Source organism: Zhongshania borealis, from assembly GCF_039539625.1.
Classification (GTDB): domain Bacteria; phylum Pseudomonadota; class Gammaproteobacteria; order Pseudomonadales; family Spongiibacteraceae; genus Spongiibacter; species Spongiibacter borealis.
This window is the reverse complement of record NZ_BAABDM010000011.1, coordinates 80,902-93,373: the sequence shown is the minus strand read 5'-3', so window position 1 is coordinate 93,373 and position 12,472 is coordinate 80,902. Positions and strand designations below refer to the sequence as shown.

Annotated in this window: 12 protein-coding genes and 1 tRNA gene; 6 read left to right on the top strand and 7 right to left on the bottom strand. The window is 52.1% G+C overall.

Going from position 1 to position 12,472, the window contains the following annotated elements:
- Positions 1 to 10: 10 nt before the first annotated feature.
- The 6 genes from ABD836_RS17895 to ABD836_RS17870 form a co-directional block, all read right to left on the bottom strand.
- Positions 11 to 640 carry a 50S ribosomal protein L25/general stress protein Ctc gene (locus ABD836_RS17895; RefSeq protein ID WP_344938626.1) on the bottom strand — a complete coding sequence of 210 codons (630 nt, stop codon included), beginning with the start codon at positions 638 to 640 and terminating at the stop codon, positions 11 to 13.
- Between the two features lie 86 nt (positions 641 to 726).
- Complete coding sequence (locus ABD836_RS17890) at positions 727 to 1,659, bottom strand: ribose-phosphate pyrophosphokinase (protein WP_425583050.1); 933 nt, start codon at positions 1,657 to 1,659, stop codon at positions 727 to 729.
- A gap of 164 nt (positions 1,660 to 1,823) precedes the next feature.
- Positions 1,824 to 1,898, bottom strand: a tRNA-Gln gene (locus ABD836_RS17885).
- A 21-nt stretch (positions 1,899 to 1,919) separates the two neighbouring features.
- The gene (gene ispE, locus ABD836_RS17880; protein WP_344938624.1) at positions 1,920 to 2,765 is read right to left on the bottom strand and encodes a 4-(cytidine 5'-diphospho)-2-C-methyl-D-erythritol kinase; all 846 of its coding nucleotides are present in this window, start codon (positions 2,763 to 2,765) and stop codon (positions 1,920 to 1,922) included.
- The gene (lolB, locus tag ABD836_RS17875) at positions 2,762 to 3,346 is read right to left on the bottom strand and encodes a lipoprotein insertase outer membrane protein LolB (protein ID WP_344938622.1); all 585 of its coding nucleotides are present in this window, start codon (positions 3,344 to 3,346) and stop codon (positions 2,762 to 2,764) included. Before lolB ends, ispE begins: the two co-directional genes overlap by 4 nt.
- Positions 3,339 to 5,060, bottom strand: coding sequence for a tetratricopeptide repeat protein (locus ABD836_RS17870; protein WP_344938620.1), 1,722 nt, complete (start codon positions 5,058 to 5,060; stop codon positions 3,339 to 3,341). Before ABD836_RS17870 ends, lolB begins: the two co-directional genes overlap by 8 nt.
- A 216-nt stretch (positions 5,061 to 5,276) precedes the next feature.
- Between ABD836_RS17870 and hemA the strand changes: the two genes are divergently transcribed.
- The 6 genes from hemA to rhlB all read left to right on the top strand — a co-directional run bounded on the left by hemA (position 5,277) and on the right by rhlB (position 11,678).
- A complete protein-coding gene (gene hemA, locus ABD836_RS17865) occupies positions 5,277 to 6,548 on the top strand; it encodes a glutamyl-tRNA reductase (RefSeq protein WP_344938618.1) in 1,272 nt (423 codons plus the stop codon).
- Positions 6,549 to 6,579: 31 nt separating this feature from the next.
- The gene (prfA, locus tag ABD836_RS17860) at positions 6,580 to 7,662 is read left to right on the top strand and encodes a peptide chain release factor 1 (RefSeq protein ID WP_344938616.1); all 1,083 of its coding nucleotides are present in this window, start codon (positions 6,580 to 6,582) and stop codon (positions 7,660 to 7,662) included.
- On the top strand, positions 7,662 to 8,510 hold the full coding sequence (gene prmC, locus ABD836_RS17855) for a peptide chain release factor N(5)-glutamine methyltransferase (protein WP_344938614.1): 849 nt from the start codon (positions 7,662 to 7,664) through the stop codon (positions 8,508 to 8,510). The genes prfA and prmC overlap by 1 nt, the downstream gene beginning before the upstream one ends.
- Positions 8,503 to 9,243 carry a HesA/MoeB/ThiF family protein gene (locus ABD836_RS17850; protein WP_344938662.1) on the top strand — a complete coding sequence of 247 codons (741 nt, stop codon included), beginning with the start codon at positions 8,503 to 8,505 and terminating at the stop codon, positions 9,241 to 9,243. The genes prmC and ABD836_RS17850 overlap by 8 nt, the downstream gene beginning before the upstream one ends.
- Positions 9,244 to 9,304: 61 nt before the next feature.
- Positions 9,305 to 10,216, top strand: coding sequence for an HvfX family Cu-binding RiPP maturation protein (locus ABD836_RS17845; RefSeq protein WP_344938612.1), 912 nt, complete (start codon positions 9,305 to 9,307; stop codon positions 10,214 to 10,216).
- A gap of 106 nt (positions 10,217 to 10,322) precedes the next feature.
- Positions 10,323 to 11,678 carry an ATP-dependent RNA helicase RhlB gene (rhlB, locus tag ABD836_RS17840; protein ID WP_344938610.1) on the top strand — a complete coding sequence of 452 codons (1,356 nt, stop codon included), beginning with the start codon at positions 10,323 to 10,325 and terminating at the stop codon, positions 11,676 to 11,678.
- An 8-nt stretch (positions 11,679 to 11,686) separates the two neighbouring features.
- On the opposite strand, the gene cysZ is transcribed toward rhlB, so the two are convergent.
- The gene (gene cysZ, locus ABD836_RS17835; protein ID WP_344938608.1) at positions 11,687 to 12,418 is read right to left on the bottom strand and encodes a sulfate transporter CysZ; all 732 of its coding nucleotides are present in this window, start codon (positions 12,416 to 12,418) and stop codon (positions 11,687 to 11,689) included.
- Between the last annotated feature and the right edge of the window lie 54 nt (positions 12,419 to 12,472).

Below are 12,472 nucleotides of genomic sequence, written 5' to 3'. Positions count from 1 at the left end.
AGTTTATTACTTACTCTTCGTCGCTAGCTTCTTCTTCTTCTTCGTCGTCAGCGCCGCCATGCGGAGCGTGGACGTGAGCTACTGGGTGATCGTGATCTTCGCCCAGAGCCAATGCTGTGCTTTCTACGCCAGCTGGCAATACGATGTCAGAAATGTGAATAATGGTGCCGGCTTCTACTGCAGCCATATCCACTTCAACGAACTCAGGCAGGTCTTTCGGCAGGCACTGAACTTCAATGTCGGTCATTGCGTGAGTGATGTTGCCGCCCGCAAGCTTAACACCAACACAGCTTTCTTCATTAATGAAGTGCAGTGGTATGTGCAGCGTAATTAGGGTGTCGGCATCAACACGCAGGAAATCGGCGTGTAAAACGCGCAATTTAGCTGGGTGGCGCTGCAGATCCTTCAATATCACTGATTCTTTCTGGCCATCAACATCCAAGGTTAGGATAGACGTGTAGAAAGCTTCGTCGTTGAGCAATCTGATCAGATCTTTATGGATCAGGTTCAGCATTTGTGGTGCTTTTTCGCCACCGTAAACAATAGCAGGAATTTCACCTTCCAGACGACGTAGGCGGCGGCTCGCACCTTTCCCTACATCTGCGCGTACTGTTGCGCTAACTGTGTAATCGCTAGACATATTTGTCTCCTTAATAACGCGAAAACCGCCGACTTGCGACCAGTGCGGCGGTAAATGTCAAAAAACGTTGTTGCTAGGCGAAGTGCTTAGCGGAACAGGGCGCTGATCGACTCTTCATTACTGACCCGTCGGATTGACTCGGCCAATAGATTTGCCAGGGTTAGCTGGCGAATTTTGCTGCATTTCTGTGCTTCTTCAGACAGCGGAATGGTGTCGGTTACCACCAGTTCGTCTAGCTGCGAGCCATTGATGTTGGCAATGGCGGAGCCGGATAATACAGGATGTGTGCAGTAAGCGACAACTTTTGCAGCGCCATGTTGCTTGAGTGCTTCAGCGGCTTTGCATAAGGTTCCGGCTGTGTCGACCATATCGTCGACTAAAATGCAGGTTTTGCCTTCAACTTCGCCGATTATGTGCATAACTTGCGCGATGCCCGCGGCGGGGCGGCGTTTGTCAATAATTGCTAAATCAGCGTCGTCTAGCTGCTTGGCGACGGCCCGGGCACGGACTACTCCGCCAATATCGGGTGATACCACCATTTGATTGTCATATTGCTGGCGGCTGATATCGTCTAGCAGAACCGGTGAGCCGTAAACATTGTCGACCGGCACGTCAAAAAAGCCTTGGATCTGCTCGGCGTGTAAATCAACGGTTAACACCCGGTTGATACCGACGCCGCTCATCATGTCGGCAACCACTTTGGCTGAAATAGGTACGCGCTGTGAGCGCACGCGGCGATCTTGGCGAGCATAGCCGAAGTAGGGGACCACCGCTGTAATGCGTCCTGCAGAAGCTCTGCGCATGGCGTCGGCCATTACGATGAGCTCCATTAGGTTGTCATTGGTGGGTGCGCAGGTCGGTTGCAGAAGAAATACATCGGCGCCGCGTACGTTTTCGTTTACTTCGACGAATATTTCGCCGTCACTGAATTTGCCAACAACTGCATCACCCAGGGGCAGGTGCAGATGTTCTACGACTTTGCGAGCAAGTTCGGGGTTGGCATTGCCGGTGAAGACCATCATTTTGGGCACGGTCGGCGTCCTGTAGGGCTGGTGTTAATGAATTTCGGGTGGTGTGCGTTGCCAATTTATCGCAATTGACCGGCTCTTTCAGTGCATGAATTCGATAAAAATGTATGTCACTGAATTGAAGCTACAAGCCGCTTTACGCGGCGAGTTTTAAATGGCTGGGGTGGTAGGACTCGAACCTACGAATGCTGAGATCAAAACCCAGTGCCTTACCACTTGGCGACACCCCAATTAAACTTTTTAGGTCTGCGTTAAAGAATGCCCAATGCTTTGTGCAGTGGCGAGGTGTTAACACCTCGGGCAACAAAGCCGTCAATATTATTCGGCCGTTGTCCGCAAACTGCTTCAGCAGTTTCCTGGTCTTGGAAGCTGGCAAACACGCAAGCGCCTGTCCCAGTTAGCTTCGCGGGAGCGAATTGATTCAGCCAAATCAAAGCCTTATCAACATTCGGATACAGTTTTCGAACCAGTGGTTCACAGCTGTTTCCGTTACCTCCCTCAAGAAAGGCGGCTATTTTGATCGGTGAGCTATGGCGTGTCAATTGTTCATGACAAAAAATTTTAGCTGTGGACACATGGCAGTCGGGTTTTAGCACCACAAACCAGCTGTTTGCTGTCTGTATTGGGCTTAATTTTTCGCCAATGCCTTCCGCCCAAGCGGTCTTGCCGTGCACAAAAACGGGTACGTCGGCGCCGAGCTTTAGGCCGATTTCAGCTAATTGCGCCAAGTTGAGGTTTAGCTCCCACAGGCGATTAAGACCCAGTAGGGTGCTTGCTGCATCGGAGCTGCCGCCCCCAATACCCCCGCCCATGGGGAGGCGCTTAGTTAGGGAGAGGTCGGCGCCGAGCGTTTGCTGAGGATTTAAGGCTTGCAGCTGCCTTGCTGCGCGTATAATTAGATTGTCTTCGCTGGGGACGCCGTTTAGCTCGGGGTGTAAGCGCAGTAAGTTATCTGGGCGGCGTTGCAGGCGTAAAGTGTCGCCGTAATCTAAAAGTTGAAATAGGGTTTGCAGTTCGTGGTAGCCGTCAGCGCGACGCCCAGTAATATTGAGAAATAAATTTATTTTAGCCGGGCAGGGCAGTTCAATCATTGTCATTTGGGAGTGCAGGTGCTCGCTTGTTCACGCCAATCGCGAATAATTAAGGTTAGTCGGGTGTCTGCAGAGCTGGCTTCAACTCGATCTGGTAGCGTTTGCAGGGGTTGGCTATAACGATATTGAATGGTCCAGCCAGCTTGTAATAATTCTTCAAGCTGGCCATTGGTGTTTATTTTACTTTGCTGCTTTGATTGTGGCGCTGCCTGACCTCGCACCCAAAGCCGCAGCGCGTTTACCGGTATTGGCCATTGAGCTTGAGCAGCGAGGCTTTCAATGCTGTCGGCGCGACGGGTTTCGCCATTTTGCGTGAGGCTAGCACCGTTTTGGTCTGCATATAATTCGATGGCGCCGCTGCCGAGTGGCCCGCTGAGGCGGATATGCAGTTTGTCTGCACTGCATTGATTCCAGTCTATGGCGGCGCTTTCTTTTTTGTCGCCGTGCCAAACACCGATTTTACCTTTTAATTGCCAGTTATCCGCGCCATTGTCGTGGAAGCGCTCGGGGCTGGCTGCGCACCCTCCTAATAACAGTAGGCATAGTGCGGCAATGTATTTGCGTAGGTGGCGGCTGGGGTTAATCATTGAATAAGTTTAGCCTGCGCAAGGTGTCATAAATAATTGGGCTATTTGGGGTGTCTTTGAGGCCGGCTTTCCATACGGTCTTGGCGCGCTGTTGATCGCCGCTCGCCCAAAGGGCTTCGCCAAAATGGGAGGCTATTTCGTGGTCTTGGCTTTTATTGTAAGCCCGCTCGAGCACTTTAACTGCGCTGTGGATGTCACCCTTTAAAAAGAGTATCCAGCCGTAGCTGTCAATAATCGCCGGGTCTTCGGGTTCTAATGCGAGTGCGCGCTTTACAAAGTTTTCTGCTTCGCCAAGTCGCGAACTGAGGTTGGCTAAGCTGTAGCCCAGTGCATTGAGTGCGGCGGCGTTTTCTGGGTCGCGGTCGATGATGTGCCGGAGATCCATTTCTAGCCCGCTGAGATCACCTAGTTTTTCACTGAATAAAGAGCGGGCATAGCGTAATTGCTCGTCGTCGGGCGTGTTGTTTAATGCCTTGCTCAATAGGTCGTAACCGCGTTGGTATTGGGCTTCTTTGCGCAGGATTTCTGCTTCAAGCAAAGCGATCAGGCTGGCGTGCTCGGGCAGTCTTTCACGCAGGGTTTGTAGGCGTGTTAGCGTTTTTTCGGCGCCATCAACACTTAGCGAGATGCTAGCTAGGCGCTGGCTAGCTGGGACGAACTCGGGCTCGGTCGTAGCCTGTTCGTAATGGGCCATTGCCTCTTGCCAGTTGCGGTCGTCTTCGGCCAGGCGGCCCAATACATAATGGGCGCGGCTGCTGTGGGCTGGGGTGTCGCTAAGCGACTCAAGTTGTTTTGCTGCCTCGCTGGTGTTACTGAGTTCGCGGTTTATCAGCATGAGTTCGAGCAGTAAGTCGCTGTCAGCGGGGTTCTGTCTGAGTAACAGTTCGTATTGGGCTTTGGCTTGAAATAAGTCGGTCTTCACCAAGCGTCGAGCAAGGTCGTGACGCAGGCGCTTGTGGTTGGGGTTTTGATCTACGGCATAGCGTAGTCGGGCAAGTGCTTCGTCATCGCGGCCAAGCTGAGCGAGTGTGCGGGTTTCAATTAGCAGGGCGTGGGGGTTGTCTGGTTCGTCGCTAAGTACCTGTTGGATGAGGGCTAGGGCGGCGGCCTCCTGCTTTTGGTATTGGAGCATCAGCGCTTTGGCAATTTTAAGTGAGTTATCACCTGGGTGGCGTTCTAGCTGGGTATTTAAAAGTTGAAGAAAATCGCGCTGCTCGTCTTCGGTGCGAGACAGCACCGTGGCGGCGAGGGCGGCAAAATTACTTTCGCCGCCTAACTCCATGACTTTGGTCATGTGAGGGAATGCGTCGAGTGGCCGTTGGCTCCGTGATAGCGATGAGGCCAATATATAGTGGGCCTCTGCATTTTCTGGCTCGTACTTTAGCCATTGCAGAGCATAGGTCTGGGCAACGTCGTCGCGATTCAGATATTGGGCGAGCCTAGCGGCGGTGGTGATAACACCAAGGTCGCCGGTTTTGTCGGCTTGGTAGCTGTAGTTGTCGAGCGCGGTGTCGAGGTCTTGGTAGCGCAGCGCCATTTCTGCTACTAGCAGGTCGAAAAACGTATCTTCAGGAAAGGCGCGAGTAGCCGGTTTGTTGTTCTGAGTGTCTGCGCTGGCGACGATCGTCGCTTCGTTCTCGTGTTCCGGGCCTACGCTCGCACAGCCGCAGAGTAAGGCCATTGTTATCAGTAGGTATGGAAAGGCAGAACGCATAACTTAGGTATCACCACGGAATTTGAAAGCCAATACTAGCATGGCTCTTGGCTATGAGTTAGAGCAAAAACCTAGGACAGTAATAGTCCCGCTAAATTCGCAAAAACAACAATGTTTGCTGTCAGCTCGTAATAAAATCCACATTTGGCCTTCATCTTGCTAAAATTCACCATTGCTCACCCGCGGTAACTCGAAAAGTCAGGCGCACGTTATTCAATGAATTTGCTCGTAATTGGTATAAACCACAACTCGGCACCGGTCGCGGTGCGTGAGCGCGTGGCGTTTGTGCCTGAGCAAATGCCGTCTGCCCTGCGCGAAGCGCTTGGCTGCGCAGGGGTGTCTGAGCTAGCAATATTGTCTACCTGTAATCGCACCGAGTTGTACGGCGTTATTGCTGGCGAAGCCGATGCTGCCGTCTGTGGAATTTTGGACTGGTTGTCGGCGTATCATCATATTGATCGCGCTGAGTTAGCGGCATGCATCTACGATCACCGCGGCCAGTATGCGCTGAAGCATATGATGGAAGTCGCCGCTGGCTTGGATTCGATGGTGTTAGGCGAGCCGCAGATTTTTGGCCAGATGAAAACGGCCTATGCCCAGGCGGTTGATGCTGGTACCGCTAATGGTGGTTTGCACCGCACCTTTGCTCACATATTCACAGTGGCGAAGCGGGTGCGCACGGATACCGGCATTGGTGAAAACCCAGTGTCAGTTGCCTATGCCGCGGTCAATTTAACCCAGCATGTGTTTTCCTCGTTGAGTAGCTGTACGGCGCTGTTAATAGGCGCCGGCGAAACCATCGAGCTGGTAGCCCGCCACCTGCAGGATAAAGGCGTAAAGCGTATTATTATTGCTAACCGCACCCTTGAGCGCGCGCGGGGATTGGCCGACCAGTTTAATGCCGAGGCGGTTATGCTATCGGACATGCCAAATTATTTGGTCGATGCTGACATCGTGGTCGCTTCCACCGCGAGCCAGTTGCCTATTCTTGGCAAGGGAGCGGTGGAGGTTGCACTAAAAAGGCGCAGGCATCGCCCCATGGTGATGGTTGATATTGCTGTTCCTCGTGATATTGAGCCGCAAGTCGCTGAGTTATCTGATGTTTTTTTGTACACCGTTGACGACTTGCGAGAAATTGTTGAAGAGAACAAGCGCGCGAGGCAGAGTGAGGCCCTCAAGGCTGGCGAAATTATTGCCAAGGCCTTGCTTGATTGGCAGACCCAGATCCGTGCGTTGGACGCCGTTGACACCGTCCGAGATTATCGCGCCAAGGCTGAAGAGTATCGCGATGCTGAATTGGAGCGCGCCTTGCGCCAATTGGCGAAGGGTGATGACGCCGAACAAGTGCTGGAACAATTAGCCCGTGGGCTGACGAATAAATTAATACATAGCCCAACAACCCAAATAAAAGCGGCAGGCGCCAAGGGGCGAACTGACCTCGTCCACTGGGCGCGGGAGTTATTTCAGCTTAAAGACCGTGACTCCTGAACGTCCTACTATCTTAATTAAGTGAGTAAATATGAAGGCCTCCCTTGTCAGTAAACTCGACAATTTGCTTGATCGTTACGAAGAAATCGGCGCCTTGCTTAGCGATGGCGAGATAATTGCCAACCAAGACCGTTTTCGTGGCTTGTCGCAAGAATATGCAGAAATAGAGCCTGTTGTGCATGGCTATGGTGATTATCGGCAAGTCCTGCAAGATTTAGCGGAAGCGACGGCCATGCTAGCTGAAGACGATGCCGACATGCGGGAAATGGCTGAGGAAGAGGTCAAGGCAGCCAAGGCCAAATTAGAGGTTTTGGAAGTCGAGCTGCAAACCTTGCTATTACCTAAAGACCCTAATGACTCTCATAACGTATTTTTGGAAATCCGCGCAGGCACTGGTGGCGATGAAGCGGCGATTTTTGCTGGCGATTTATTCCGCATGTACTCTCGCTACGCCGAGCGTAAGGGCTGGCGTATTGAGGTGTTGAGTGAGCGGCAGGGCGAACACGGCGGCTTCAAAGAAATTATCAGTCGAGTAGCCGGTCAAGAGGTTTACGGTCATCTCAAGTTTGAGTCTGGTGCGCATCGCGTGCAGCGAGTGCCGGAAACCGAATCCCAAGGGCGTATCCATACTTCCGCGTGTACCGTGGCGGTGATGGCCGAGCCGGAAGAGGCCGACGAAATAGAAATTAATAAAGGCGATCTGCGTATTGATACCTTTCGCTCGAGTGGCGCGGGTGGTCAGCACGTAAACACCACTGACTCTGCCGTGCGTATTGTTCATATTCCAACCGGCATTGTGGTGGAGTGTCAGGACGAGCGCTCGCAGCATAAAAACAAGGCGCGGGCGATGTCTTTGTTAACCGCGAAAGTGAATGATGCCGCCAATAGTAAAAATCAGCAGGAGCAGGCGAACGAGCGGCGTAATTTGGTGGGTAGTGGTGATCGCTCGGAGCGTATCCGCACCTATAATTTCCCTCAGGGCCGGGTGACTGATCACCGGATAAATCTCACCTTGTATAAATTAGATGAATTTGTACAAGGCGACGTCGACCATATTATTTCGCCCTTACGCCAAGAGTACCAGGCCGACCTACTGGCGGCATTGGCGGAATAATGTCGGGCGTCAGTATTGCCCAAGCTATGGCTTATCGCGGGCAATTAGCGGGGCTGAGTGATAGCGCGGACCTCGATACGGCCCTGTTGCTTTGCCGCTGTTTGAATCGGTCGCGCAGTTATTTATACAGCTGGCCCGAGCGGGTGTTAACGGCAAGCGAGCTCGAGCAGTTTCAGGCGCATTTTACCCGGCGCTTAGCTGGCGAGCCAATTGCCCATATTCTCGGTTCTCGTGATTTTTGGTCCTTAACACTTGCAGTGTCCCCCGCCAGCTTAATTCCTCGCCCTGATACGGAGTGTTTGGTTGAGCGTGCACTTGAAATTATTTGCGAGCTCGGCCAACCACAAGTCCTTGATTTAGGCACGGGCACCGGTGCAATTGCATTAGCGCTGGCCTCAGAGCGCAGTGATGCGCAGCTGTTAGGCGTTGATTATCTGCCTGAGGCGGTGGCTTTGGCGGAATCAAATCGGCTGGCACTTGGTTTGAGCAATGTTTGTTTTCAGCAGTCCAATTGGTTCGCCGGGCTTCCGCGCACGCAGTATCATTTGATTGTTAGTAATCCTCCCTATATCGATTCCGACGACCCGCATTTGTTTGAGGGCGATGTGCGCTTTGAACCGCGCTCGGCACTGGTTGCCGCCGAGGGCGGTATGGCAGACATTAAGCATATTATTCAAGTGGCGCCGGACTATTTGCTGGCGGGTGGTGTGTTGTTGCTGGAGCACGGTTTTCAGCAGGCGGACGCTGTGCGGCAAGTGCTGGCGAGCCGAGGGTTTAGTGATATCGACTCGCGCCGAGACTACGGCGGCAATGAGCGAATTACGATGGGAGTATGGCGCCATGGATGACGAGCAGCTACTGCGTTATAGCCGTCATATATTATTGCCGGGTTTGGATGTGGAAGGCCAAGAGGCGCTGCTGCGAAGCCGGGTGCTTATTGTTGGAATGGGTGGTTTGGGCTGCCCGGTGGCATTGTATTTAGCCGCGTCGGGGGTGGGCGAATTGCATCTTGCCGACGACGATACGGTTGATTTAAGTAATTTACAGCGCCAGATTGCCCATGGTAGTGCTGACATTGGTCGTGGCAAAGTCGATTCAGTTGCAGAAAGTATTCACGCGTTAAACACCGATATCTGCGTTGTTCCTCATTCAGTGCGACTCAGTGGCGAGGCATTGGTAGAGGCTGTGGCTGGGGTCGACCTAGTGGTAGATGCCAGTGATAATTTTACTACCCGTTTTGCTTTAAATCGGGCTTGTTACACCGCGCGAAAACCGCTGGTGTCCGGCGCGGCAATCCGTGGCGAAGGCCAGTTGAGTGTGTTTGATTTCCGTCGGGAAGATTCACCGTGCTATCGCTGCCTTTATCACGAAGCTGATGATGCCGCGCTTAATTGTTCCGAGAGTGGGGTGCTTGCGCCGGTCGTAGGCATAATAGGAAGTATGCAAGCGCTAGAAGCTTTGAAGTGCCTGTCGGGCTTGGGTGAGCCGCTGGTGGGGCGCTTATTATTGTTTGATGGTATTAATATGGAGTTGCGGCAATTGAATTTACGCCGTGACCCAGCTTGTCCGGTGTGCAGTTAGCTGTACATCTCGTTATACTTTTTCGCAGCGATCGCAATAACGATAAAAAACGGGACTGATTATGACTTTGTTATTCAGGGCATATTACGGCATACACGATTTCCTCTTTGGTTTATTGGCTAAGTTAGATGGCTTGGCGCCGCTGCTTATTCGCCTGTATTTGGCGCCAGTAATGATTGCCGCTGGCCTTTATAAATTTCGCCATCTCGATGCCACGGCGCAATGGTTGGGCAGTGGTTTAGGCCTGCCTGAGCCCGAACTATTGGCACAACTCCTTACGTATACAGAGTTGCTTGGCGGATTTTTATTACTGTTTGGTTTGGCTGTGCGCTGGGTCAGTATTCCGTTGATGGTGGCAATGTTTGTTGCTGCAGTGACCGTGCATTGGGACAATGGTTGGTTTGCCATTGCTCCTGCTGACCCAGCGACCAGTACCGCGAAGCCCTTGGCGGATTTGGGCTTACCGGCGGCGCGCGCGAGTTTGGAAAATAGCCAGGCGGTTGGTGACCGCTTACGCAGGGCGAGTACCATTCTCGAGGAGCACGGTAATTACGCTTGGTTGACAGAAAAAGGCAATATCGCGGTGCTAAACAACGGTATTGAATTTGCCGCTACCTATTTTATTATGTTGCTCAGTTTATTGTTTAGTGGTGGTGGTCGCTGGTTTAGCCTGGATTATTATTTGGACAGGCAGGCGCGCGCACGTATTCGCGATAGCAAAGAGGCGAAAGCAGCGAAGAGCGCGTTGGCTGATTCGCCAGAGCCGGTCATTGCTGCCGTGGTGGCGCCGGCGCCTAATCCAGATTCAGAGCCATTGACTGAACCCGTAGTGGTTGCTGAAGCGCTCCCAACTGCAGCGCCAAAAGTTGGAGAGCTTGATGAAACTGAAGTTGATAGTCGGGCTGAGGGCCAGGCGGAGTCAGAGGTCGTTGGTACTGACGCGTCATTAAAGGCCGAAACGCCCAAAACTTAAGGTGCGGGTGACATTGCTATATTACTGCGTGAAATGGCAGTTGGGCGTGTTGCCAGTGAATAGTGGTAGAATGGCCGATTATTGCGCAATTTAAGAAGAGTTAATTTTGTTAAAAAAGCTGTTTGGGTCAGGTAAAGCATCTTCAGCGCCAGAAAAGGCTTCAGCTGTTGACAGTCAGGGCGCGGCGCCAATTTCCGCCGGCGGCCAAGAAGCACGTAAGCGCTCGCCAAGGAGTCGTGGAAGCGACGCCCCAAAAGCGGCGGCGCCAGTTTGGACTATAGATCAATTTCAGGTGCCGGCTGAAGAGGGGAAAACGCGTTTTCACGACTTGGATCTCGACCCCAGTTTAATGCACGGTATCGCCGACACCGGTTTTAAATATTGTTCACCGATTCAGGCGGTGTCACTACCCCACACCCTGCGTGGCAATGACGTCATTGGCAAAGCGCAGACCGGCACCGGTAAAACGGCCGCGTTTCTGATTACTATTTTTAACGATCTCTTGAATAATCCCATCGAAGAAGAGCGTTTTGCCGGCGAGCCGCGCGCTTTAGTGATTGCGCCCACCCGCGAACTCGTCGTGCAAATTGGTGAAGATGCGCGTGCACTCGGCAAGTACTGCGGTTTGAATGTCGTGACCTTGATCGGTGGTATGGATTACCAAAAGCAGCAAGATAAATTAAAAGGCATGGTCGATATTGTCGTGGCAACACCGGGTCGTCTACTGGATTTTGAAGGTCGCAAAGACCTGTATTTGGATCAAATCGAAATTTTGGTTATTGACGAAGCCGACCGCATGCTAGACATGGGATTTATTCCCCAGGTGAAGCGTATTGTGCGGGCCACGCCAAGCACCAGTCATCGCCAAACGCTGCTGTTCAGTGCCACGTTTACCGACGACATTATGCGTTTGACCGAGCAGTGGACCAAAGAGCCGGTTAAAATTGAAATCGAGCCAGAAAGCGTGGCAACCGACACGGTAGATCAAAAGGTCTACTTGGTTGAGTCTCAAGACAAGTATCGCTTATTGCTGAACATTGTTCGTGAAGAGCATGCGACCAGTGTCATTATCTTCGTTAACCGCCGAGATGAAACTCGCCGCCTGTTTGAGAAAATGCAAAAAGCCGGAGTTCGCTGCGGTATTTTGTCTGGTGAGATTCCCCAGAACAAACGTTCACGTACGCTGCAGCAATTTAAAGACGGGGAAATCGAATGCTTGGTTGCGACCGATGTGGCCGGCCGTGGTATTCACGTTAACGGCGTTAGTCACGTTATTAACTATGTATTGCCCGAAGATGCGGAGGACTATGTGCACCGTATTGGTCGTACTGGTCGCGCTGGCGCAACCGGCACCTCGATTAGTTTTGCCTGCGAAGATGACGCATTTTTACTGCCTAATATTGAAGAGGCGTTGGGTATGAAGCTGCCGTGTATTCGCCCCCCTGAACATTTACTTCGGTAAGGCGTTACTTATTTCTGGTTCTTAAAACGCTCCACCCACATCAAAGTCCCGCCACACACGGCGGCGGGCATAATAAATAAATTCAAAATGGGTACCATGGTGCCCAGCATCACTAGGGCGCCAAAACTGAAGCTGGTGCCGCGTCTACTGCCAATACGTTTTCGAGCATCTTTAAAACTTAACTTGTGGTTGTCCATGGGGTAATCGCAATACTCGATCGCCATCATCCACGCGTTCAGGGCAAACCACAGCAGCGGCGCCACTGGCGAAATCACAAAGCTGGCGATTAAGGTCAGTACCGCAAAACCGATGTAATACAGCAGTTTTTGGCATTCCCGGCCGATGCTTTTGGGAAAGCTGGCAATCGCCATGGCAATGGTTTCGCGGCCAGCCACCTCTTCGCCGGTTAACATTTCTTCTACTTTTTCGGCCAGTAAGCCGTTAAAGGGCGCGGCGATAATATTGGCCACGGTGCTAAAGATATACATCACAATGGCGAGCACCAAAATGACGGCCAGCGGCCAAAGTATCCAGCGCAGAAAATCCAGCCAGCTAGGTAGCCACTCAATTACCTGATTTATCCAGCCGCTCATGGCGTCGAGGGTGAGAGTGGTAAAAGCACCAAAGATAATAATATTGATCAGGAGAGGGATCGCCACAAACAGGCGAATACCGGGCTGGCGAATAATCTTGAAACCGCGCAGCAGGTAGTCTGGGCCGCTAAGTGGGGTTGCTGTCATGTGGTGTTACCGTTATTACTATGAATTAGAGTTTCGATGCGGTCTGGCCGATAT

What these genes read in the sequence shown, in the direction of transcription:
- prmC (WP_344938614.1), top strand. Translation starts at nt 7,662, where the DNA reads ATGTCGGGCGTCAGTATTGCCCAAGCTATGGCTTATCGCGGGCAATTA.
- ABD836_RS17845 (WP_344938612.1), top strand. Translation starts at nt 9,305, where the DNA reads ATGACTTTGTTATTCAGGGCATATTACGGCATACACGATTTCCTCTTT.
- lolB (WP_344938622.1), bottom strand. Translation starts at nt 3,346, where the DNA reads ATGATTAACCCCAGCCGCCACCTACGCAAATACATTGCCGCACTATGC.
- ABD836_RS17870 (WP_344938620.1), bottom strand. Translation starts at nt 5,060, where the DNA reads ATGCGTTCTGCCTTTCCATACCTACTGATAACAATGGCCTTACTCTGC.
- hemA (WP_344938618.1), top strand. Translation starts at nt 5,277, where the DNA reads ATGAATTTGCTCGTAATTGGTATAAACCACAACTCGGCACCGGTCGCG.
- cysZ (WP_344938608.1), bottom strand. Translation starts at nt 12,418, where the DNA reads ATGACAGCAACCCCACTTAGCGGCCCAGACTACCTGCTGCGCGGTTTC.
- prfA (WP_344938616.1), top strand. Translation starts at nt 6,580, where the DNA reads ATGAAGGCCTCCCTTGTCAGTAAACTCGACAATTTGCTTGATCGTTAC.
- ABD836_RS17895 (WP_344938626.1), bottom strand. Translation starts at nt 640, where the DNA reads ATGTCTAGCGATTACACAGTTAGCGCAACAGTACGCGCAGATGTAGGG.
- ABD836_RS17850 (WP_344938662.1), top strand. Translation starts at nt 8,503, where the DNA reads ATGGATGACGAGCAGCTACTGCGTTATAGCCGTCATATATTATTGCCG.
- ABD836_RS17890 (WP_425583050.1), bottom strand. Translation starts at nt 1,659, where the DNA reads ATGGTCTTCACCGGCAATGCCAACCCCGAACTTGCTCGCAAAGTCGTA.
- ispE (WP_344938624.1), bottom strand. Translation starts at nt 2,765, where the DNA reads ATGACAATGATTGAACTGCCCTGCCCGGCTAAAATAAATTTATTTCTC.